The 22381-nt window shown below is 52.3% G+C and carries 18 protein-coding genes; 8 read left to right on the plus strand and 10 right to left on the minus strand.

Annotated features, from left to right (window positions below):
* Positions 1 to 55: 55 nt before the first annotated feature.
* Genes DK507_RS06655 through DK507_RS06665 form a run of 3 tightly spaced genes read left to right on the plus strand, consistent with a single transcriptional unit; the run spans position 56 to position 3458 of the window.
* Positions 56 to 775 (plus strand): ABC transporter ATP-binding protein, encoded by a 720-nt coding sequence (locus DK507_RS06655; protein ID WP_109355622.1) that lies wholly within the window; start codon positions 56 to 58, stop codon positions 773 to 775.
* Entirely contained in the window at positions 772 to 2208 is a 1437-nt protein-coding gene (locus DK507_RS06660; protein WP_109355623.1) for a DUF3526 domain-containing protein, read from the plus strand. The genes DK507_RS06655 and DK507_RS06660 overlap by 4 nt, the downstream gene beginning before the upstream one ends.
* Positions 2208 to 3458 (plus strand): DUF3526 domain-containing protein, encoded by a 1251-nt coding sequence (locus DK507_RS06665; protein ID WP_216822348.1) that lies wholly within the window; start codon positions 2208 to 2210, stop codon positions 3456 to 3458. The genes DK507_RS06660 and DK507_RS06665 overlap by 1 nt, the downstream gene beginning before the upstream one ends.
* An 81-nt stretch (positions 3459 to 3539) precedes the next feature.
* Here DK507_RS06665 and DK507_RS06670 read toward each other — a convergent pair whose 3' ends face one another.
* The 9 genes from DK507_RS06670 to DK507_RS06710 all read right to left on the minus strand — a co-directional run bounded on the left by DK507_RS06670 (position 3540) and on the right by DK507_RS06710 (position 16251).
* Positions 3540 to 4571 (minus strand): sugar kinase, encoded by a 1032-nt coding sequence (locus DK507_RS06670; protein WP_109355624.1) that lies wholly within the window; start codon positions 4569 to 4571, stop codon positions 3540 to 3542.
* Positions 4572 to 4582: 11 nt separating this feature from the next.
* Positions 4583 to 5236, minus strand: a complete 654-nt coding sequence (locus DK507_RS06675) for a bifunctional 4-hydroxy-2-oxoglutarate aldolase/2-dehydro-3-deoxy-phosphogluconate aldolase (protein ID WP_254054281.1) — start codon at positions 5234 to 5236, stop codon at positions 4583 to 4585.
* A 30-nt stretch (positions 5237 to 5266) separates the two neighbouring features.
* Positions 5267 to 6022 (minus strand): SDR family NAD(P)-dependent oxidoreductase, encoded by a 756-nt coding sequence (locus DK507_RS06680; protein WP_109355625.1) that lies wholly within the window; start codon positions 6020 to 6022, stop codon positions 5267 to 5269.
* Between the two features lie 39 nt (positions 6023 to 6061).
* Positions 6062 to 7363: an MFS transporter gene (locus tag DK507_RS06685; RefSeq protein ID WP_109355626.1), complete on the minus strand. Its 1302-nt coding sequence runs from the start codon at positions 7361 to 7363 to the stop codon at positions 6062 to 6064.
* Positions 7360 to 7728, minus strand: a complete 369-nt coding sequence (locus DK507_RS06690; protein WP_216822349.1) for a cupin domain-containing protein — start codon at positions 7726 to 7728, stop codon at positions 7360 to 7362. Before DK507_RS06690 ends, DK507_RS06685 begins: the two co-directional genes overlap by 4 nt.
* Entirely contained in the window at positions 7725 to 9899 is a 2175-nt protein-coding gene (locus DK507_RS06695) for an alginate lyase family protein (protein WP_109355627.1), read from the minus strand. Before DK507_RS06695 ends, DK507_RS06690 begins: the two co-directional genes overlap by 4 nt.
* Complete coding sequence (locus DK507_RS06700; protein ID WP_109355628.1) at positions 9896 to 12145, minus strand: polysaccharide lyase 6 family protein; 2250 nt, start codon at positions 12143 to 12145, stop codon at positions 9896 to 9898. The genes DK507_RS06695 and DK507_RS06700 overlap by 4 nt, the downstream gene beginning before the upstream one ends.
* Positions 12146 to 12243: 98 nt before the next feature.
* Complete coding sequence (locus DK507_RS06705; RefSeq protein ID WP_109355629.1) at positions 12244 to 12984, minus strand: FadR/GntR family transcriptional regulator; 741 nt, start codon at positions 12982 to 12984, stop codon at positions 12244 to 12246.
* Between the two features lie 150 nt (positions 12985 to 13134).
* Entirely contained in the window at positions 13135 to 16251 is a 3117-nt protein-coding gene (locus DK507_RS06710; RefSeq protein ID WP_216822350.1) for a TonB-dependent receptor, read from the minus strand.
* A 423-nt stretch (positions 16252 to 16674) separates the two neighbouring features.
* Between DK507_RS06710 and DK507_RS06715 the strand changes: the two genes are divergently transcribed.
* The 4 genes from DK507_RS06715 to DK507_RS06730 all read left to right on the plus strand — a co-directional run bounded on the left by DK507_RS06715 (position 16675) and on the right by DK507_RS06730 (position 20260).
* Positions 16675 to 17622: a sterol desaturase family protein gene (locus DK507_RS06715; RefSeq protein WP_109355630.1), complete on the plus strand. Its 948-nt coding sequence runs from the start codon at positions 16675 to 16677 to the stop codon at positions 17620 to 17622.
* 9 nt (positions 17623 to 17631) lie between these two features.
* Positions 17632 to 18180: a rhodanese-like domain-containing protein gene (locus DK507_RS06720; protein WP_109355631.1), complete on the plus strand. Its 549-nt coding sequence runs from the start codon at positions 17632 to 17634 to the stop codon at positions 18178 to 18180.
* A 69-nt stretch (positions 18181 to 18249) separates the two neighbouring features.
* The gene (locus DK507_RS06725; protein WP_109355632.1) at positions 18250 to 19335 is read left to right on the plus strand and encodes an inorganic phosphate transporter; all 1086 of its coding nucleotides are present in this window, start codon (positions 18250 to 18252) and stop codon (positions 19333 to 19335) included.
* 55 nt (positions 19336 to 19390) lie between these two features.
* Entirely contained in the window at positions 19391 to 20260 is an 870-nt protein-coding gene (locus tag DK507_RS06730) for an S-methyl-5'-thioadenosine phosphorylase (RefSeq protein WP_109355633.1), read from the plus strand.
* Here DK507_RS06730 and DK507_RS06735 read toward each other — a convergent pair.
* Entirely contained in the window at positions 20257 to 21216 is a 960-nt protein-coding gene (locus DK507_RS06735) for a radical SAM protein (protein WP_109355634.1), read from the minus strand. The two genes, DK507_RS06730 and DK507_RS06735, sit on opposite strands and share 4 nt — an antisense overlap.
* A 108-nt stretch (positions 21217 to 21324) precedes the next feature.
* On the opposite strand from DK507_RS06735, the gene DK507_RS06740 reads away from it, so the two are divergent.
* Positions 21325 to 22380 carry a methyltransferase domain-containing protein gene (locus DK507_RS06740; RefSeq protein ID WP_109355635.1) on the plus strand — a complete coding sequence of 352 codons (1056 nt, stop codon included), beginning with the start codon at positions 21325 to 21327 and terminating at the stop codon, positions 22378 to 22380.
* The last annotated feature ends 1 nt before the right edge of the window (position 22381 follow it).

The raw sequence follows: 22381 nt of genomic DNA on the forward strand, positions 1-22381 counted from the left end.
ACGCGCGCCATACCCGTTTCGTGTCCTCAATCTTTAAGTCAGGGAAAACAGTATTATGACCTCGCCACTTGAAGCTCGTTCCCTCTCACTGAATCGCGAAGGAAATGCTGTACTAAACGGTGTTTCTTTCGCGGTTGCGGAAGGGGAGGTTTTCGCCTTGCTTGGCGGCAATGGTGCAGGAAAATCGAGCACACTCCTCGCCTTTCTGGGTTTTCTGGAACCTTCCGGCGGAGAGATACTGGTCAACGGAAAAAGCGTCGCCAATGATATTGCTGCCGCGCGATCAGCAATTGCATATTTGCCTGAGGCAGCAGCGTTGTACGGCCATATGACTGCTTATGAGAATCTCAATTACTTTCTCGATTTGGCAGGCAAATCAGCCAGCGAGGCGGACTGTGACGACGCACTGAATCGGGTTGCACTTCCTGGAGAGGCCCGTTCGCGACGGTTGCAATCCTACTCAAAAGGCATGCGGCAAAAAATGGCGATCGCGCTTGCGCTATTGCGCAAAACTCCGATCCTGTTGCTTGATGAACCGACCTCTGGCCTGGATCCGGTCGCGATCGATGAATTCCATGATCTGGTGAAAGATCTGGCTGGCGCCGGCCAGACAATATTGATGGTCACACATGATGTTTACGGCGCCTGCCAGGTCGCCGATCGGGTCGGATTGCTTAGGCGCGGTCAATTGGTCGGTAGCTTTGCCGCAGAGAATGGTGAGCGGATTGATACGGAAACCGTGCATGCGGCCTTTGCCGAGCGAGAAACCGCATGAACATGATGCTGAGGATTGCCAAAGAAGAATGGCGGCTCTGGCTGCGTTCGAAAGTGATCGTGGTGGCGACATTGATTGTCGCGGTTTTGCTAGCGGTAACCAGTGTGCTGACGGTCAACCGCATCGCCAGCGAACAGTCGCAACGTCTTGCGCAGCAGGTTGCGGCCGAAGCAACTTTCTTTGCACAGCCGGATCGCCATCCGCACCGCATGGTCCATTATGGCCACTACGCTTTTCGTCCCCCGCCGCCGCTGGCGGCCTTCGAACCCGGTGTCGATGCGGTAACCGGCCAATCGATCTTCCTAGAGGGACACCAGCAAAATACCCCTATGTTTGCAGATACCAAGGCGGCCGCCGATCTAGGCGGTTTTGCCTCCCTGAATCCGGCAAACCTGTATCAGTTGCTCCTGCCATTGCTGCTGATCGTGCTGGGTCACGCGTTGTTGCTGCGCGAACGTGAAAGCGGCACTTTGGCCGTGATGCTGGCGCAGGGCCAGTCAGGTGTTTCGCTAGCGATGGGTAAAGCATTAGCGTTGCTCGCTGTAATCGCGATATTCATGTTGCCGCTAGTTGCCGTCACAATCCATTCGGTTGTCCGGGGAGAGAATGGGCTTGCGGCCGTCTCGCTTGTCGGCGGCTATTTTCTATACCTCTGCGTGTGGGGCGCTATCGTTCTGGCCGCATCGATTATTCTAAAACACCGTGCCGTTTCGCTCGGCGCTCTGATTTTCATATGGCTTTTCGCGGCGCTGATCGTGCCCCGATTCGCAATCAATGCCAGTAGTGCGACCATTGACGCCCCGGGCAAGATTGAAAGCGACCTCGTCATGCTTGCGGAACAACGCAAACTGGGCGACGGCCACAACGCTGCAGACCCGGCTTTTCAGCGCCTGCAAAAAGAGGTGCTGGAGCAATATGAAGTGGAAAAGGTCGAGGATCTGCCGATCAACTGGCGCGGGGTTGTGGCATCCTATTCCGAAGCTGAACTGACCGATTTGCTCAACGGCTATGCTGAAAATCGCATGGAGCAGGAGGCGAACCAGTCAGGGCTTTTCGATCTATTTGGTCTTGCCTCACCGACTATTGCAATCGGCTCCGTATCGCGCACCCTTGCCGGAACTGATCTGTCTACGCACCATCGTTTTTTGCGCGAGAGCGAGGCTCTTCGCTTTGATTTTGTTCAATCACTCAACGAGGTTCATGCCACTGAACTGGCTTATGAGGATGACCTTAACCGCAGCAGCGATCCGGAGGCCGAACGCCGAACAAGGGTTAATTCAGAAGCATGGCGCGCGCTCGACGAATTTCGTTTCACGCCAGATAGTGCTTCAGACAGAGTCGATCGGGCTTCGTTTGCCTTTGGGATGCTTTTCACATGGTTGATACTGGCTTGCGCTGTCGCATTTTTTGCAGCTCGGAGGGTGCGGGTCTGATGGTTAGAGATATGCTTCGAGAGTCACGTTTCCTTGCCAAGGACCGTGGTGCGCTATTCTGGCTTCTTCTGGCATTTATACTGTCCATCATTTCCGTCGCGTTTGGCGTTGCAGAAGTCCGGGACCAGCAAAGGACTATTGCAGAACTTGTCGAGGAAGATCGAGCCGACCGGGCCAATGCACTTGAAGGACAGGAAGACTGGGGCGGCGCTGCCTATTATGCTTTTCATCTGACCTATGCCCCGCCGTCCGAATTTGCTTTTGCCGCCTTGGGGCAACGCGACAGCAGCCCATGGAAACATCGCATACGCATGCTGGCACTGGAGGGGCAGATTCATGAGGCGGACACGAAAAATGCCGATTTCGGTTTGGTCGGGCGGTTTGATTTCGCCTTTCTTGCCGCATCGGTCGCGCCACTGCTTCTCATATTGCTGCTCTATGATTTACGCGCGGCCGAACGAACAGCAAGGCGTCATGATCTGCTATTAGCGACAGCCGGATCGTCCAAAAGCCTCTGGTTGCCGAGAGCGCTGATCCGGGTGATGGCATTGTTCTTTTTATTGTTGATACCGCTATGGGCCGCGTCGGTAGTGGAAGGTGCATCACTCGGCATGATGATCCAGGCAAGCGTCGTTCTCCTAGGCACTCTGTTGATTTGGTGGTTGATTATCGAACTAATCAGCCGGATGGACGCCTCTTCATCTGTCTTGCTCACTGCATTAGTTGGACTTTGGCTTGCCTTGGCAATTGTAATCCCGGCACTTTCCAAAACTGCAATTGAAACTCGTCAGCCGCTACCGAACAGCGGAGAAATCTTGCTGCTTCAAAGAGAAACGGTGAACGATGCGTGGGATATGCCCAAGGAAGCGACAATGTCTGCATTTCTAGAAGAGCATCCTGAATGGAACGCCCACGCAACGATTGAGCAGCCTTTCGAATGGAAATGGTATTATGCCTTTCAACAACTAGGTGACATGAAAGCAGCGCCCCTGGTTACCCAATATCGCTCTGCAAGACTGGCGCGCGATCATGAGGCAGGTGTGTTTGCCTTTCTCTCCCCAACCTCTTTTGTCGAGCGGTCGTTTGAAAAATTGGCGGGTACGGATGCAGCCTCCATGATCGCCTATGAGGAATCGGTGCGTGACTTTCACGCGCAACTCAGAGCCTTCCATTACCCCAAGCTTTTCAAGGATGAACCATTTGACCGGGACCTGCTGGGACGATTGCCAGCTTACGATCCGTCATCTTAGGAGAGTTCTTGTCGTGAGACCATCGCTACGCGCCGACTAGCTATCGGGAATAGGGTTTTGATGATCTTGACTGTAAAAAGACTATCGTTGAACCCGGCCCGAGCCGTCTCCGCCCATCAGTTTCTCGACTTCCGTTACGCTCACCCGGTTAAAATCACCCAAGATGGAATGTTTAAGGCAGCTTCCCGCGACCGCAAATTCCAGGGATTGCTGCGGATCATCATAGGCATTGAGACCGTATATCAACGCTGAAGCGAAGCTATCCCCACCGCCGACGCGATCAACAATGTTCGTAATCTCATAGTGGCGGGACAACATAAATCCCTTGTCTCGCGTTCGCAGGCAAGCGGACCAGCCGTTGCGGTCCGCACTATGACTCTCACGAAGGGTGATCGCTATTGTCGACATGTCCGGATAAAGTTCCAACACCTTTTCCGACAGTGCTTCATATTTTCCAGTATCTAGTTCTCCGGTTTCAACATCAACATCGGCGCTGATCCCAAGAGATTTTTGGCAGTCTTCTTCATTCGCGATGCCAACATCTACATGTTTGACCAGTTCGGACATGACTTCCGGTGCGGACTTGCCATATTTCCAGAGCTTGCCGCGGTAGTTGAAGTCGCAGGAAACGGCAACGCCAGCCTTTTTTGCTTGCTGCACGCATTCAATACTCAGATCAGCTGCGGACTGACTCAGTGCCGGTGTAATGCCGGTTATGTGCAACCATTTTTTGCCATCAAATATAGTTTTCCAGTCGAAATCACCAGGTCGGCATTCGCTGATTGCCGAATGCTTACGATCATAAACAACTTTGGAGGGTCTCTGGTTAGCCCCTGCCTCCAGATAATATATCCCGACACGATCTCCTGATCTTCGAATTTGGGTCGTATCAACACCAAAACGCCGTAACTCTCCAATCGCTGATGCTCCAATATCATTATCGGGCAATGCGGTGACGAATCCGGCTGACAGACCATAGTTGCTAAGTGCGACCGCGACATTGGCTTCACCGCCGCCAAATGTGGCTTCAAATGCCGGTGACTGAAAAAACCGTTCATGGCCCGGTGTTTTCAGCCGCAGCATGATTTCGCCGAAAGATAAATATTCCGCCATGTTAAAACTCCTTATGGCCTCGCCGCTTTAGCGAGCGCGACAGCCTCAATCGCCAATTTTGTAATTGCATTATAGTCGCCGGCCTCAATCGATCCTTTAGGGGTCAGCCAGCTGCCGCCGCAGGCAATCACTGATGGAACAGCCAGAAATTCGGAGAGGTTTTTCGCGGAAACGCCGCCCGTTGGCATGAAACGCATTTCGCGAAATACCGATGATAATGCCTTTAGCATCGGAACACCCCCTGCGAGCTTCGCCGGGAAAAATTTCACGGTGCGCAGACCCAAAGCATAAGCCCGCTGCACTTCGCCCGCCGTCATCGTGCCGGCAAACATCGGCGTTGATCGATCAAGGCAATATCGCGCTACCGAATCTACCAGACCGGGTGAAACCACAAACTGCACACCTCGTGACAAGACCTGTTCAGCCTGATCAACGGTGAGCACAGTGCCCGCGCCAACGATTATGCCATAGGCTTCCTTGACAATCGCTTCCATACAATCCAGCGCTGCGTCGGTTCTGAGAACGACTTCGACAACGTCCAAACCGCCAGCCTGAAGCGCCTTTGCAGTGTGTACAGCGACACCCGGGTCATCAGCCTCTATCAACGGAACGATAGGAGCGGCTTGGAATTTGTCTTCCAATGAATTTGCCGTCATTTCACTCATATCTTACTCGCTTGTTTCATGAGCCCGTTGTTATGAGAACAAGAGGCCGCCGTTGATATCAATATTCGTTCCGGTGATGAAAGAGGCCTCACCGGATGCGAGATAGGCGACCGCATCGGCGGTTTCTTCCGCGCGGCCCTGACGGCGTAACGGTGTCGAATTGGCAACATTTTCGCGCACAGCGTCTTTTGTGAACTTGTCGTGGAAAGTCGTAGCAATCATGCCGGGGCAGAGAGAGTTTACTCGGATACCTTTGGGCCCCAGTTCCTTGGCCATACTGCGTGTAAACGTCATTACCGCACCCTTCGAAGTGGCATAAGCAGATGCGCCCGGTCCGCCGCCATCACGGCCAGCCTGTGATGCAAGGTTCACGATCGCGCTGCCTTCGGGCATATAAGGTACAGTTGCTTTGGTGACTAGGAAGGTCGATGTCGCGTTGAGCTGCATGACATGGTTGAAAAATTCTTCGTCCATCTGGTCCAGCGTTTTGCGTTCAACCATGCCGCCTGTAACATTGATGACGATGTCAATCGCATTGCCAAAAGAATTGCGTGCCTGATCAACCAAATTGGTCACGTCGGCTTGCTTGGTCATATCGCCCTGTACCAGCAACGCCTTGCCGCCAGCGGCTTCGATTTCCGCAATGGTGGCATCGCCATCGTCTTTGTTGTTACAATAGTTGACGACAACATTTGCGCCTTCTGACGCCAGTTTGACGGATATCGCCCGGCCAATGTCTCTGCTTCCGCCGGTTATAATTGCTGTTTTACCGTTTAATTTAGCCATTTTTTTTCCTGTTTTTAGAACATTGAAGTTTAGGTTGTTTTAGGGAGAATTTGGTTTGAGAGGTTTGATCTCTGGGCATAAAATGAAGACCGACAATACGGTGAGAATTGCAAGGGCAGCGCCAACCGCAAAGGCCGGTGCGTAGCTATTCACCGTAATCACAGGGATGAGGAAATTGAGTCCTACCACTGCAAGTTTGGCCGCTGTTCCGGCGAATCCAGCCAGGGAGCCGACCGATTTTCCGCTGTAGAAATCACTGGGTAACGTCTGAATATTACCGACGGCAGTCTGGAAACCGAACAATATAGCCGCCATCAGCAGCACCGCCATAAGGGGTGTTGCGGCCGTGATTGTCATCAGCAGCGAGACCAGCATGATCAACCCACCCAGCGCGATAACAAATTTGCGAGACTTGTTCACCGTCCAACCGGACTTGATCCGGTTTTGCGCGAGCAGCCCGCCAAACCAGGCACCGAACATGGCACCGACATAAGGCACCCATGCATAAAGACCGATTTCAGCAACGCCGAAGCCATAGGTTTCAGAGAGGTACAGCGGAAGCCATCCGACGAATAACCACCAGATCGGGTCGAGGAAAAAGGACGCCATAATTACGCCCCAGCTTTCCTTGCGCGAAAGGATTTCTGCGGAGCTGGGTGCATAACTTGCAACCTCATTGGTCTCGACATTTTTCTGACCGGTCAGGATATATTGCCGTTCGCCTTCTGACAGCCAGGGATGATCTTCCGGGCCGGACTTGTACATGATCAGCCATGGCACCAGCCACAGGAACCCCAGCGCGCCAATCGCAATGAAGGTCGCTTGCCATGTACCGAGGAAGACAAACAGATAAGCGATAATCGGTGCCGAGACGATGCCGCCAATGGCTGCACCGGAGTTAAAGATACCCTGAGCCAGCGCGCGTTCGTTAATCGGGAACCACTCGGCATTTGCCTTGGTCGCACCTGGCCAGTTACCAGCCTCCGAAACACCCAGCAATCCTCGAAAAAGCGCAAAGCTCATAAGCCCCGTAGCCACGGCGTGTAACATGGTGGCTGCGGACCAGACGACAATCGAAAGTACGAAGCCCATTCTCGTGCCGATCCAGTCGAAAATTTTCCCGAACAGCGTCTGGCCAAAGGCATAGGCGAAAGTGAACACGTTCAATATGATCGCATAGTCCACTTTCGTGAGGCCAAGCTCGTCGGAGATTTCCGGCCACAGGAAACCAAGCGCTCCGCGGTCAATATAGTTGATGATTGTCGCCAATGCGACGAGTGTCACGATCGCCCAGCGAAACTTTCCGATCTTGGCAACACTCTCTTTTGCAGCGGTGCTCATGACGGGTCACCCGCGTTCAGAAAGTCTTCCCGGGCGGGACTGAACGTGTCGATCAGCACGCCGGACTCCAGACAGACCGCCCCGTGATCCTGATGGGGCGCGACGTAGAAACAGTCGCCGGCATTCAGCTCAAAATCCTCGCCATCGACATGAACCAGAAACCGACCAGATTCGACATAACTCGACTGGCTGTGGAAATGGCTGTGCACCGTACCAACTGCGTCTTTCTCAAACCACACTCGGCAAATCATGATGCCCGGACCATAGCCCAGCATTTGCCGCTTGATACCGGGATCAACATCCTCGATGGGAACATCCGATGCGCGCACCGCGCTCGGGCTACATTCGTCCATGATTGCACTCATTTTTCTCTCCCAATTCCCAAGTCAATTCGGGCGGCAAAGCCTTTCCAGCTAAGCGTCTGTCCCCGAAATTTCACTGTGTGCTTGGTGGCATTGTCCGGATCATAAGAGACTGCAAAAGCCAGCTTTGTTCCGGCTGTTGTCTCCAGAAATAATATGTCCTTGCCGTCCACGGTTTCAAAAGCCATTTGCCTGATCTGGCTATCGCTCGCCACGGTTTGTTCGGCCGCCCCGTCATAACGGCCATGGGCTTCCAATATTCCGGCAAAGCTGGTGTTTTTGGCATTGTCGACACGCTGGATCAGCATCGGTTCGCGGCGCAAATTGAAATTGGGATCATTGGCTCCGCTTTCGGCCAGGATCATCTGCGCACCCGCATGTGGAACAAAACGCCATGTATAGAAACGATCATCAAGCAACCAAGTGACAAAGCTATTGTCGGCAGTCGGTGTGCCTTCTGCATCTACCCAGATATGCTGATAACCGTTTTTGTCACCAAGTACCGGACGGTTTTGCGGATTGGATGCGACATCGAAACCGATGCGCATGATCTGACCGTTATAGTGAAGCGGCAAGTCATAGCGATGCGCTGTGTCCGATTGCACGCGCATAATGTCGACTGCCAGCGGCTGGCCGAGCCCTGCGACATCCAGCAACGCCATCGTGCGCGTGAACGCAACATCAGGATAGGCGCCAGTCATGCTCGCTGCACTTATCTGGCTTCTGGGTTTGTCGGAAAAATAAAGCTGCTTTGGCGACTGCGCCTCGCCTGCCTTGGTATTACCGCGAAAATGACTTTGCTCGTCAACAACCAGCGTGTTGTGGGCGATGCTCTGCTTCGCCCAGCTTTTGTTCTCTGGAAGATACCGACCGCCTTCTTTGGCTTCGATATTCAGGAAGCGGGCGGCTCCATAATCCGAAATCAACTCGCGACCATTGTCATAATATTGCCAGCTCAGTTTGTCGAAATGGCCGTGCCCCATGCCTTGTGAGCTATTTTTGGTCACTAGTGCCTGATGATGCGGACCAGTGCCATTGCGCAATATGGCCACTGCTCCTTTTTTGCCGTCCGGCCCGTCGCGCAGCAGTAAAGATTTATAGTCAAACGGCACGGCTTTTCCAGCTGCAAGGTCTTTTGCAAGCTGCTGGCCGTCGCTGGTCAACACGGTTCGACCTTGCCACTCGGCAATCGACAGAAGCTGCGGATCACGGGTCTTGGTATAGGCAATGGCGACGCCGTGATATAATTCTTCGGTATTGAGACTCTTGTCCTTGATCGCGTCGTTAAACGGGAAGAAGAAACCGCCATAGGTCAGCTGGGCCGTTGTTCGCAGTGCTTTGAGCAATATCCCGTCACGGCGTTCGAAAATCTTGCGTGCAGGATCATTTTTTTCAATCGCGTCTGCAAAAACCAAGAAAGGCATCAGCGCATAACGCTGATAGTAAGGGCCTTCCGAGTAATAGCCATCTGGGGAGAAAAGCAGGTCGGTCTGACGCAGAAAGCCAGATTTTCCGTCCTTTGCAGAGCCTAGTAGTGCGCGCTCAACCATATCCTGGTCACCCAGCATATAGCCGGTCATCCCGACACCAGCTGTGGCCCAGGTTGCATGATTGTGGATCAGATTGAATGTCTGTGCAGACTCCACCGATAGGAAATCGGCTGCTTCACGAAAGACTTGATTGTCGATCCGGTCGCGCTGTGCTTGTGGCAACTGGTCACGAAACTGTTCATAACCTTGGACGCTCTGCACGAGCCACACGGCATCGTTCAAAACCTGCCAGAAAATCTTGCCGTAATTCTGCTTCTTGCGTGCTGGATGCGCCCCCAAAGTCGGATAAAGGTCAGCATAGGCTAGCAGGATATCTCGGGCATAATCGGCATAGCGTTGCTCGCCAGTGATCCGATAGAGCATGCCCGCGTAATAGACTGCCTTATAGTTGCGCTTGTGCTGCTCATGCGTGTAACCACCGCCGGGATCTTTTGGCGTCGGGACCACCACACCGGCATCCATCATCATTTTCAGAAAAGCGCGCGAACGGACGACTTCGTTATCAAATAATGGCGCAGCTGCTTGCGGTGCCGCTGCTGACCGGAGCTGCGACCCTTCTGCCGCCCCGGCAGCACAGGCAGTAGAACAGCTCAGTAACGTCAGAGGCAGGATGAACCACTTCATTTCTCAGTTCCGTCCGTGACAACGTTATCGGACATTTTTGCACGCGGCGCGCCGGTCCAGATCAGCTCTTCGACAATTGGTGCCGGTGTGTTTGAAAATATGTTCTGGGCAACCCGAGTTTGCGGACGACCGACCGTGTGAACGATCTTTATCGGCGCACTATCGGCAAAGTTTGATTTACGGATGTCACTGTGCTGCACCCCATGCAACACCATCGCTGCGCCCGATGCATTATTGCCGCTTTTTCCGACATTCAGGAAATTGGATTCAGATAGGGAAAAATGCGGACCAAAAGTACTTTCATCCCGTCCACCGCGATAAATGTTGAATACCGAACCGCCAATATCTTTGAAATTGGATTCAGAGATACTGACATATTCTGCGTTATACTGGCCGTAATCCTCCGTTTCTGCCGCCGCCTGTATTATCGATCCGGAGATGTTGAGGAAATTGCTGTTCTTGATTGTCACCCGATCCGCGAAACTGCTCTTTCCCAGCGCAATAACATGAAAGGATTTGTTGACGTCGAGATTGGCAATATTCACGCGATCCAGCGAAATTACGAAATTGGATTGTATCGGATAGCTGGTTGTCCGGATAACCGCATTGCCGACCGAGTCCGGAGCCAATGCCCCGTCAATCAGCAGATTGGATAGACTCAGGCTTCCGCGTTCTCTGATTTCAAACAAAGACGGTCGCGCAAAGATGATCTTGGCACCGCCTTCCGCCGGCCCGGCAATGGAAATCGCTTTGTCCAGCGGTAGCAGCTTGTTGACCACATAATCGCCGACGCTCAACACCAACCGGTCGCCCTCTTCGGCCGCGGCCAGCGTTTCGGTCAAACTGTCTTCGCCCGGTGCGACAGCAATATCCTTGCCCTTGCCGAAACGATCACCGGTTGCCGGCTTAGCATACCAGGTAACCCCCACCTGATCCCGGGTCACGGGTTTCAGATCACGGGACGCCCCGACGGTCAAGCCTTCCGGATACAGCAAACCATTGTCAGCGCGGCTCAGCGTTGCGGGCATGGCCGTGATACCTGCAACGGGCTTCTCCATATTGCCGGCGGTAAGTTGGTTATCAGTAAAGCGGATACCGTTAATGTCGTCCTGCACCTTGATGAAGGTGCCATCGCCAAAGCCATTTAGCAGGTTACCGGAGAATTTGCTGTTTACCGGCGGTGCGGATCGCTCCTTGTCTGCGCCGGCCGCAAAGGTAATCCGCCTGCTATCAACAACACTGTTATTCTCAATAACTGCATTGTCGACCTGGACATAGCGATTGACCGGTGAATTGGGCACACCGTTCATCACGGTCAGCGCGCTTGAAAAGCCTGTGCCGCGAAGCCCTTCCATATAATTGTTCCGGATTGTCTGATCGCGGTTGATCACCCGGATACCACCCGTATGATCTTTGCCATTACCCATGAAGACGTTGTTCTCGACGAAATTGCCATCACCGTGGCGCAAGGTCAATGTCCCGCTCGATTCAAAGAAAACATTGCCGCGATAGGTGTTTGCACCGGATTTGGAGGAGATGATCTCGACCTCTCCGTCGCAACGATCAAAAAAATTATTCTCGACCAGCGTATGCGAATTGAACATCGAATATTTACTAGTGCCGATGCGAAGAGTTTCTCCGCCGTTGGAGCCGAGCACAGGGCGCGGTCCGAAATAATTGTGATCGATTCGGTGGTAGTTTTTCTGACTATCCTTGCTGTCGAGCCGGACAGCGAAGGTCACACCCTTATTGCTTTTACCGACCAGATGATTGTGATCAAAGCGGTTGCGCTTGCCATACATGCCGACCCAGTAGTCACTTTCGAACCGGTCCGGCTTGTTGAAATGATCGATGACTACCTCGGTCACCCGGCTGTCATATGCCAAATCCTTTTTCGTCCAGCGAAAAGAGATGACTTCTCCGGTTGGACTATAACCGTTGCGGAATACAAGACCTGTGACCAGAATATGCTTGCCCCCAATGCGCAGATTAGATTGCCCAGTGATAAGGACTTTTCCCGGCTCTTCGGAGATGAGGGTGATAGGCTTGGTTTTGGTACCCTGACCTGTCAGTACGATCTCAAAATCACGCCATTCGCCATTGGCCAGAATGATGATATCGCCAGCCTCGACCTTTTTGGCGGCTTCGAAATACTCACTCTGGTTTTTGACGAAATAATGAGCGGACTGCGCGGGCGATGCCCAGGCAATGAAAATCCCAACTATCAGGGCAAACCTGAACACCATCTCCTGATCATCCTTTTTACTATGATCACGGGCTAACACTGACGCGAATTTACGTCAACCAATTTGTACTACCAAAAGTGATTTTTGTTTATACCAATTTAGCCGAGATTGGCATTGGTAAGGAAGCGCTCTCGACTTTCACTCGCACGCTGCTGCACTTCACGTAGTGCCTCCTGTTCCGTCGCGTCCAGCATCGCGCTGATCAACCGGAAGAAATGGGCACGCATGGCGTTGCGTGCGTCATCAGGATTGTGTGCCTTTAGAGCATCAAGGATAAGCTGATGCTCTCTCATACGAGATTCGGCATCTTCCTCACAAACCGAGCCATAGGTCTTTTTGACCTTGGGCAACTCCTCTCGCATCCGCCACAATGTCTCAATCGTATGTACAATCGCCTTGTTGCCAGAGGCTTTGGCGATGGTCATATGGAAGGCGTGATCCGCACTGGTTGCAGCATCATCATTGGCAGCGGACATCTGGCTAACCAGTTCCTGCAAATCATCCAACGCCTCGTCCGAAATAACCTTCGCCGCAAGTGCCGCCGCTTCAGACTCGATCATGGACCGCGCTTCGGTCAGTTCGAATGCACTAACATCGGGTAATTGCGCTGGATCTTTTGGTAATTCCTCAGAAACATAGACACCGGAACCCGTTTTGATCTGGATTTTTCCGACCGCCTGCAAAGCAATTTCTGCTTCCCTGATCGTTACACGGCTAACACCAAAACGTTCCGCAAGCTCGCGTTCTCCGGGAAGCCGGGTACCTAAAGGAAAAACGCCCTCGTCAATAAGATCAGAGATTTGTTCTGCAACGCTGTGAAAGAGTCTTTTCTCTGACATTATGGCGCACATCCTCCAGTTTAAATTAGTCCGGTTAATTCAGACATCTAACGCAAAAATACCCCATTTGTCGACCAAATTACCAAACCAAAGCCCTAAGAACCGGCGTGGCGGGTTCAAGCTTCCGCCACGCCGCCCCTCTTTGGGAGCTTAGAATTTGAATTTCACGCCTGCGAAGTAGCGGGGTCCGTAAACGTTCACTTCCGATATATTTTCCAGCGTCGGATTAAACTGGTTCCGCGGTTCGTTGAACAGGTTAATACCTTCGATGGTGAACTTGATATTGTCGGTCAGCTTGTATGAAATCCGCGCTTCGAACACGCCGGTATTGCCAATATATCTGAGGTTACCGGGTGTCGAAATAAACTGCTGGAAATAGTTGCTCCGATATTTGTAGACACCCTGGAAGTCGAAACCGCCAATCTGATAGTAAGCCTGCGCAGACAGTACATGCTTGGAAAGCCCAAATATTTCTGCTGGTGGGACGATCCCGACACGATCGACAAGTGTACCATTATTGCCAAAGACCTGAGACGCGCCAAACTGCGCATCTTCAAACTCGAAATTAGAGCTGGCATAGTTGTAGCTCAGTTTGAAGCCAAGACCATCTAGCGGTTTAGGCAGGTAGCTGAGACGATGCGAAGCGGTAACCTCGAAGCCATAGATCGTGCTGGACTCACCAACGGTGTTCTGGGTCGTAACCAACGTTTGCAGCGCTTGCCCGTCAACGATAAACTCTTCGGTTTGGGTTGTGTTCTCGAAACCGCCATTGAAGCGTTTGTAATAAACACCAGCAGCCAGGATTGTATCGGCATTGGGATACCATTCCACCGCTGCATCGAAGTTCCATGACAGAAGCGGCTCAGTGAACGGATTACCATTGGCGTTGGCATTGCCGATCGCATCGGCAATTGATGTTACTGTGTCGTCCTGGAGTCCACTAAAGCTGCGACCAAAGCCTAGAGAGGAGGGATCGGGCCGTGACAGCGCACGATATACCGCAGCACGCGCCTGAACATTCGGTGCGACCTCAGCCACCACATTAAAGCTAGGTAAAAATTCTGTGTAAGAGCCACCTCCTGTGACCGCCAATAGGGAACCGGCTGCCGGATCAGGAACGATATCAATCGTACCATCGGCAGGATCAGTGACCGTGATCAATGCACCGCGAAGACCGGTCGAGCGCACTTTCGTATTTATAACCCGCAAGCCGATATTGCCACGGATCGGGGTATTGCCCAGCTCCCCGTCGAAATTGGCCTGCAAATAACCGGCCCAGGTCTTTTCGGTGACATTAACATTCTGGATGGTCTCTTGCGGTCCGGGAATCACCGGGCGCCCGTCGTCATCAAAAACAATGCCCTGCGGGTCAGCCGCATTCAGCTGCTGCACCAAACAAAGCGGATCGAAAGTTGCGTAGCTGTTGCCCGTGCCCTGGGTGATGACATTGCCGGCATCATCCACATTCGTCACCAGAGCATTGCCACCACTAATTGATGACAGAAAATTATTTTCCGGGAATACATCATTCCGGCAGGCCTGATTGGCAATGGTCAGCGCGTCGTCGGAAAAAGTGAATTGGTCCCGCGATCGTGGCACGCTGTCAAAGCCCAGTTCCGAATAGCGAACACCACCTATAATGCTCGACAAGAAGCCATCGAATTCATATTCGAGATCACCTCGGATTCCCAGAATATCGTTGTTGCGGAACTGGTTGAGATCGACTCGGGTCCGGGCATCGTCAGCAAAAAGATCCGGGTTGGTAACGTCGAAGTTTTGGACGATAAAATTATAGCCCTGCGAACCGTTCTGGCCAATGAAAGTAGCAGTTTCTACGCGATCTCGCTGGATAGAATCACTACCCCTCTCAAGGGCGCTGTTTGTACCGGGAACGGTATTACCGAAAATGTCCTCACGGTCCGATTGCAGCCGGGTCTGAATGATATTCTCGCGGCGACTAGTATCGGAATAGGAAGCATCAAAGGACAGTTTCAGGCGATCAGAAGCCTGCACTTCAATGGAAATACCGCCACCATAATATTCTTCCAGCCGCTCAACAAATTGACTGTTGGTTTCAATCCGCTGTTCGTTGGTGAACTGCAACAAAGATCCGGCCGGCGTGACAATAAGGTCAAATGGCAAGCGCCGCGATAAATCGACATCAGGTGCATCAACACGCCGGTTTTCGGCAAAAACCAGGTCATTACGAATTTCGGAGAACTCGCGATTTGAATATTGAAAATCAAAATTGATATCCACATCCGGAGTAGGCTTTAGCTGCACAGCTGCGAAGAAGGAATCACGCTCATCATCGGTAATATTCTGGCGGAATGACCGGGAGCTCGACGTAAAAAGAAACGGCGTATCTGCATCTGGCGCGGTACCAGTCGCAGGATCTATCTCAAGAATCAAATCACCGTCGTCGCTGCCTCCGTCATCACAGTTATCATCTTCAAAGACACCTTCATTGAAAGTGTTGGGCGCAGAGGCAATCCCAGCCAGTCGGCAGTCCCGAAAACCACTGCTTGAACGTACTTCCTGCTCTGGGTTGGTAGTCACATTGCGTGAGTAGCCGAGCGAAATACCGACCTCGCCGTCGCCGACATTAAACTGGTCGATGTAGCTGACCGTGCCGCGATAACCCAGGTTGCGCTCACGAATGTTCAGGTCGCTGTTGTCGGGATTGTAGTTCAGCTTAAAATCACCCTGTAAACGGCGCTTCCCATAGTCAATCGGGCGGACGGTCTCGAGCCTGATTTGCCCGGAAACACCGCCTTCGATGAAGCTCGCTTCCTGTGTCTTGTAGATCGCAACTTTGTTGAAAAGCTCTGACGGGAACTGGCTGAAATTCACGGAGCGATCGCCACTACCGTTCGTCGCCTCCCTGCCATTCAGAACGGTAGAGCCCAAGAAAGGGCCCAAGCCACGAATGGAGATCTCTGTTGCGCCGCCCTGCTCACGATGTGAGGCCGCGCCGGTCAGTGTTTCGAGTGCCTCACCAATGGATAACGCCGGCAGATCACCAATTTCCTCTGAAGACAGCGCATCCACAATGGTGGTTGCTTCTTTCTTCGTTGCAATCGAATCCTGAATAGTCGCTCGAATACCAGAGACGACAATCGTATTTTCATCCGAGTCGTTTGCTGTCGTATCTTGTGCAGCCGCCGGCACTGCCATCGCGGTTATCGCTGTTGTGGCCAGTAAAGCCTTGATTATCTGATTATGTTGATTCTGTGAACGTGCAGCTAGAGCGTGAAAGCGCATCATGGATCCTCCCTGAATATTTTGTGTTTTTTTTGAAACTGACGAGGTCAGACATTTTTGTCAACCTAATATGCATACCATAAAGATAATTAATGCATACCAATCTGTAATACCAAAAAATCTACACCGTTTTCGTTGTTGGAAATTTGGCAATTACAATTAGCCCAATGAGCAGATTTTGGGGCTTCTGCCGAATGCGGTTTTCGTACTTGATGAAAAGGGATCGCGTTTATCGCGAAAATCGGCAGAGGGGATTCTAAGGACACACTGTTCTTGACGCCCATGGCGGGCTTCAGCTGGTCTGTCTTCTGGATACGGGCAAAACAAGTTGGACCGCCAATCAAAACTGCCCCAATTGTAACGTCGTAGGGCTTTCGATCGAACACCTACCGTATAATTTTAATTTGAAAGCAGATCGGTGGTGGCGTGATAAATAATAATCCCAACATTGCCAGCAAGCAGTCGGAGCCAATAGGCTACGGGAACTTCATTCTGACTTTTGCGGTTTTGTTGATCGTTGCGGAATCTTTGCTCTATGCTGCTGGATGGATGCAATATCGACTGGGGTTTTTCTTTCAGGATATCGAAATCAGACCAGTAGCTGCCGATATATTTGTAGCTCTGGCCAATGGGATATTCACTTTTTTGACGGTTGCTGGGCTTTTTGTCGTCATCGAATGGCGGCAACTGCGCTTTTCCGATTTTCGGACCCGATATCGCGATGGCATGATCTATAGCGTGGTGGCGCTAGCGATTTCTATATTGGTTCAAGCGGCAGAATTTGGCTTGCTTCGGTCATTGGGCGTGGAACCGCTATTTGCCGCCGATGATCTAGGCCCCGTGCTTGTCGTCTTTCCGCTGATTTACCTGCTGTTGCTGGGCCTGATGGAATATTGGCTGCATCGTGCGCTACATCACTTTGACTTCCTGTGGCGCTTTCACGCGATCCATCATCAAATCGAACATCTAAATGCGGCACGCAGTTATTCCCATTTCGGGCAGGATGTAATCTACATACTGCTGATTACCACGCCGCTGGTACTTTTGATCGACGCTCCACAGCAACATATCATGCTGGTGACGACATTTTATCTCATATCCAATTACTACATGCATTCTGATGCCCCGGCGCTGTCATTTCCTGCTCCATTTCGCCATATCGTTGCCGACAATGTCTACCATCATCACCATCACACACGGGATATCCGTCATATCGGCAAAAATTACGCATCCTTCTTTTCTTTTTTTGACCGCATATTCGGCACGCAATATATGCCGAAGGATGGAGAGTTTCCGAAGACCGGCATTGATGGATATCCGCCAGTTGCGTCGCTACGCGACTATATCTTGCGCCCTTTTGGACCCAAAGGTTAGGAAGGTGGAATGAAGTGGAAAGCCAAAAGTGCAATCGCGTTTGCGCTGTGCGGTTCGTTAATTGCGGCCGGTTATCTGCTATTCGCGAGCGATGATGGCGGTCTAGCCAAAGTCCACAAAGGAATAGAAAGCGAATTCGTTGAGGTGAGTCATATTGATGGTGATAGCCTATCAGCCCTGAGCCAGGAGAGCACCGTGCTTTTTGACGTGCGGGAGGCGTCGGAATTTTCTGTCAGCCATTTGAAGGGTGCCTTTCGGGTCGATCCAGGGATGTCAACACAGGAGTTCATCACGCAATTTTCTGATCTCTCCAAAGGAAAGACGGCCATATTCTATTGTTCGGTTGGGCAGCGGTCATCCGATCTGGCCAATCGGGTGCAAGATGCTTTGATATCGTCGGGTGCAAAAGCGGTTCACAATCTGGAGGGTGGGATCTTCAAATGGCACAACGAAAACCGCCCACTTTACGCTAGCGGAACTAAATCAACTTCATATGTGCATCCCTATAACCCGGTTTGGGGCCGTATGGTCAAAGACCAGAAAAACACCCGATATTAGTGTTTGAAGCCGGCGGCATGTAACTATCTCTTCTACCGGACCGAACCTTTGCCAACAGACAAAGGGTAGATGATGATAATAACATTGGTCATAGTCGCAGCACTGTTCCTTGCCTTCGCAAATGGCGCAAATGACAATTTTAAAGGCTTCGCAACCGTATGGGGTTCGGCAACGCTGGATTATCGCAAGGCGTTGATAATCGCGACACTTGCGGCGCTGGCTGGTAGCCTGCTTTCGATATTACTTGCCCATGGTCTGGTAAAACAGTTTTCAGGCAAGGGTCTGGTCCCGGATGAAATTGTCGCCTTGCCTTCCTTTGCGCTTGCGGTAGCGAGCGGCGCGGCTGCGGCGGTGATGATTGCGACACGGGTGGGGCTACCAATTTCAACGACCCATGCGCTGGTTGGCGGCCTGATTGGTGCCGGACTTGCGAGCAGCGCAGGCGCGGTCGACGTTGGCAATTTGGGTTCGGCATTCATTCTGCCTTTGCTGGTCAGTCCGTTCGTTTCAGCGTTCATCGGTTATTTGGTTTATAGGTTTTTGCCAGAGAGAAACATCAATAAGGACTGTATTTGTGTGGTGAAAACAGCACCGCAAGCAACCGTTGACGGCACAATGAAACGCGCCCTGGCTATGCCCGCTGTTATCATCGACACGGATGAAGCATGCGCTGTTCACGGGTCTGAAGCTACTCGCGCTTCGGTCAGCAAGACACTCAATTCTGCCCATATCGCCTCAGCTGCAACGATCTGCTTTGCCCGCTCGGTCAACGACACGCCAAAGTTGGCGGGTTTGATGGTGGTGGTGAATGTTGGCAACACAAATTTGTCATTGATCGCGATTGCCATTGCCGTGGCCTTGGGCGGTTTATTGTTGTCACGCCGCGTTGCCGAAACGATGAGCCAAAAAATCACTACTCTGACCCCAACACAGGGATTGACGGCCAATCTGACAACAGCTGCGCTCGTCCTTGCTGCAAGCTTCAAGAGCTTACCTGTATCCACCACCCACGTCAGTGTGGGTGCCATTACCGGCGTAGGTGCAGGTGCGCAGACATTGTCCGGTTCAACCGTGCGAACCATCCTGCTTTCATGGGTTGGCACATTACCGTTGGCAGGTGCGATCGCGTGGATCGTAATGACACTTGCAGCATAGGAAACCTCCGGTCATATCCGGCTAACAACATTTCAATCGGGGCGGAGCTTCAACTATGAGTGAATGGACATTGGGCATTATCGGCGGATCAGGGTTGTATCAGCTGGATGCTCTGGAGGATGCCCGTTGGATATCGGTTGAAACACCTTGGGGAGCGCCGTCCGACGAACTGCTGACCGGGCATATTGCCGGCGTAAAATGTGTATTTTTACCACGTCATGGGCGTGGACACAGTCTTGGACCGAGTCAGTTGAATTTTCGGGCCAATATCGATGCCATGAAACGAGTGGGTGTGACGGATCTTGTTTCCATTTCGGCGGTTGGTTCACTCGCCGAAGATTTGGTTCCCGGACATTTTGCGGTGGTGGACCAGTTTATTGACCGCACGTTCGCTCGGGAGAAAAGCTTCTTTGGTGACGGCCTTGTTGCTCATGTATCAATGGCTGATCCCGTCTGTCCGCGGCTATCTTCATATGCAGCTGGCGCTGCGCGAAAGGCCGGAGCAACCGTGCAGGATGGCGGCACCTATCTGGCGATGGAGGGACCGCAATTTTCGACCCGCGCCGAAAGCCATATGTATCGCGGCTGGGGTGCTCACGTCATTGGCATGACCGCTATGCCAGAGGCAAAATTGGCGCGGGAGGCGGAGCTCCCTTATGCGTTGATTGGCATGGTCACCGATTATGACTGCTGGCGCGAAAATGAAGCTCCCGTTGAAGTGGAGGCCATTATTGCTCAGTTGAGCGACAATGCAGCAAGAGGCCGTGCGCTTGTTGAACACCTGGTGAGATCATTGCCAGAGAAACGAGAGGCAAGTCCGATTGATACGGTGCTCGACTATGCGTTGATTACAGACCCGTCGGTCCAAGATCCCGTGTTAAAGGCGAAACTGGATGCCGTGGCCGGACGGGTTTTAGCGATTTAAGCCGAGCAACTGGCACCGCCCAGAACACAAAACCGTGCACAATGCGGATGGTTTAGTGCTACGCTTTGGCTGGCTTCCTTCAACGTTCCGCCCATATCAAATTGTGGATCATAGGGCAGCAACGTACAGGCAGCGACGCGGGGAGTGGACTCTCCCTTGCGTTTCACAACCATGCGGCTGGATGCGCACATGATACTGGACGGATCGACATTCAGGATGCTCCAGCAAGCGTCCGTAATTTCGGCGATATCGGCCTGCGCATCCATTTCGGGAAACAGCATCAATTGCGAGGGGGCACCCACTTCGATGGCCCAGTTTCGATCGGCAAATAACGCGCGATATCCGGCACGTGCCTGTGTCTCGTTTTCTCCGGCTAAATGCCGTCCGGCAACCGAGATGTTGAATCCGTTCGCCGAAAGCCAATCAATTCCGTCCAGCGCTTTGTCCCAGCTATTGGGGCCACGCTCTGCCTCATGAATGGCTTTGGTGAAATGGTCCAGGCTGACCCGGAACGTCAAGCGGCTGCGGCCTTCCAATGCCAGCAAGTCGCTTTCAAAACGCCGCATGGGCCGCATGGCATTGGTTAGCACCAGCACATCAAACCCGCGTGACAGGCAAAGACGCAATATCGCCATCATATCCTTGTTCATAAACGGCTCACCGCCGGTAAACGCGATTTCGCGTGTTGAGAGGTTCTCCGCCACAATCTCATCTAGAAACGCCTGGACCTCGGCCAGCGTGATATAGACCAACGCGTCATTGGTAGGGGAACTTTCGATATAGCAGTTTTCGCACGCCAGATTGCACAAGGTGCCGGTGTTGATCCACAAAGTATCAAGACCGGTCATGGCGACGCGCGCGCGCGTTTCACCCTTGGCGGTTAGATCCTGATCAAGGAATTTTTTCGGATCAAGTGGGGTTGCATTGATAACGGAAAATGGCGAAGTCTCTGACATATAGTCCTATTCGCGACATGTAGGCCATTCGTTACATGCAGTGGCATGTAACTGTAACCCCTTGGCTATTTTTCTCGAACCAGTGGTGTAAAATTGCGGAGCCACTGAATGAATCTTGAAAATAGCCAAAAATATTATGGGGAAATCCTTGCCGGATCATCTGATCTGCTGACCGACGCTTGCACCATGGCCGATGCGCCAGATGCCCGCGTCAGAACGGCATTGGATAACGTGCATGAAGAAGTGAAGGGCCGTTACTATGGTTGCGGCCTTGTAACGCCGCAATTGATTGATGGAGCGCACATACTCGATCTGGGTTCCGGATCCGGGCAAGACGCCTATCTGCTGGCGCAACTTGTCGGAGAAGACGGCGCCGTTGTGGGTGTCGATGCCACGCCCGCGCAGCTTGAAGTCGCCAATCGGCATATCGAATGGCACCGGGAACGCTTTGGCTATGCGCAAAGCAATGTCCGCTTTATCGAGGGTGATATTGAAAAGCTTGAAGAACTGGAACTGGAACCGAACAGTTTCGATATCATCGTCTCAAACTGTGTCATCAATCTGGTGGCGGACAAAGCTGCAGTTTTCCGAGCGGCGTTTAACTTGTTGAAACCGGGCGGTGAGCTGTATTTTTCCGATGTCTATGCCGACCGCCGCGTCCCGGCGCATTTGTTGAATGATCCGGTCCTTCACGGCGAATGCCTTTCCGGTGCGCTTTATTGGGGCGATTTCATGGAGCAGGCGAAGAGCGCCGGCTTCGGCGACCCGCGTCTGGTAAAGGATCGTCCGCTTGGCATTGGTGACGCGAATATTGCCAAGATGCTGGATGGTATCAATTTCTACTCGGCAACCTATCGACTTTTCAAACTGGAGGAGTTGGAGCCCGAGTGCGAAGACTATGGCCAGGCCGTTATGTACAAAGGCGGCATAGAAGGACAGGAACGCCTGTTCGAGCTGGATAAGGGACACGCTATCGAGGTTGGCCGGGTGTTCCCCATTTGCGGCAATTCATGGCGCATGCTGGCGGACACACGCTTCGCGCCTTATTTCGATTTCATCGGTGATTTTTCTCGCCACTATGGTGTGTTTGAAGGGTGTGGCAGCGATATGCCCTATACGTCCGATACCAGCGGTGCAGAAGCCGAGTCAGCGTCTTGCTGTTGAA

It is taken from the genome of Sphingorhabdus sp. EL138 (genome assembly GCF_900258045.1).
In the GTDB taxonomy this organism is placed as follows: Bacteria; Pseudomonadota; Alphaproteobacteria; order Sphingomonadales; family Sphingomonadaceae; genus Parasphingorhabdus.

What these genes read in the sequence shown, in the direction of transcription:
- DK507_RS06655 (WP_109355622.1), top strand. Translation starts at nt 56, where the DNA reads ATGACCTCGCCACTTGAAGCTCGTTCCCTCTCACTGAATCGCGAAGGA.
- DK507_RS06660 (WP_109355623.1), top strand. Translation starts at nt 772, where the DNA reads ATGAACATGATGCTGAGGATTGCCAAAGAAGAATGGCGGCTCTGGCTG.
- DK507_RS06665 (WP_216822348.1), top strand. Translation starts at nt 2,208, where the DNA reads ATGGTTAGAGATATGCTTCGAGAGTCACGTTTCCTTGCCAAGGACCGT.
- DK507_RS06670 (WP_109355624.1), bottom strand. Translation starts at nt 4,571, where the DNA reads ATGGCGGAATATTTATCTTTCGGCGAAATCATGCTGCGGCTGAAAACA.
- DK507_RS06675 (WP_254054281.1), bottom strand. Translation starts at nt 5,236, where the DNA reads ATGAGTGAAATGACGGCAAATTCATTGGAAGACAAATTCCAAGCCGCT.
- DK507_RS06680 (WP_109355625.1), bottom strand. Translation starts at nt 6,022, where the DNA reads ATGGCTAAATTAAACGGTAAAACAGCAATTATAACCGGCGGAAGCAGA.
- DK507_RS06685 (WP_109355626.1), bottom strand. Translation starts at nt 7,363, where the DNA reads ATGAGCACCGCTGCAAAAGAGAGTGTTGCCAAGATCGGAAAGTTTCGC.
- DK507_RS06690 (WP_216822349.1), bottom strand. Translation starts at nt 7,728, where the DNA reads ATGAGTGCAATCATGGACGAATGTAGCCCGAGCGCGGTGCGCGCATCG.
- DK507_RS06695 (WP_109355627.1), bottom strand. Translation starts at nt 9,899, where the DNA reads ATGAAGTGGTTCATCCTGCCTCTGACGTTACTGAGCTGTTCTACTGCC.
- DK507_RS06700 (WP_109355628.1), bottom strand. Translation starts at nt 12,145, where the DNA reads ATGGTGTTCAGGTTTGCCCTGATAGTTGGGATTTTCATTGCCTGGGCA.
- DK507_RS06705 (WP_109355629.1), bottom strand. Translation starts at nt 12,984, where the DNA reads ATGTCAGAGAAAAGACTCTTTCACAGCGTTGCAGAACAAATCTCTGAT.
- DK507_RS06710 (WP_216822350.1), bottom strand. Translation starts at nt 16,251, where the DNA reads ATGATGCGCTTTCACGCTCTAGCTGCACGTTCACAGAATCAACATAAT.
- DK507_RS06720 (WP_109355631.1), top strand. Translation starts at nt 17,632, where the DNA reads ATGAAGTGGAAAGCCAAAAGTGCAATCGCGTTTGCGCTGTGCGGTTCG.
- DK507_RS06725 (WP_109355632.1), top strand. Translation starts at nt 18,250, where the DNA reads ATGATGATAATAACATTGGTCATAGTCGCAGCACTGTTCCTTGCCTTC.
- DK507_RS06730 (WP_109355633.1), top strand. Translation starts at nt 19,391, where the DNA reads ATGAGTGAATGGACATTGGGCATTATCGGCGGATCAGGGTTGTATCAG.
- DK507_RS06735 (WP_109355634.1), bottom strand. Translation starts at nt 21,216, where the DNA reads ATGTCAGAGACTTCGCCATTTTCCGTTATCAATGCAACCCCACTTGAT.
- DK507_RS06740 (WP_109355635.1), top strand. Translation starts at nt 21,325, where the DNA reads ATGAATCTTGAAAATAGCCAAAAATATTATGGGGAAATCCTTGCCGGA.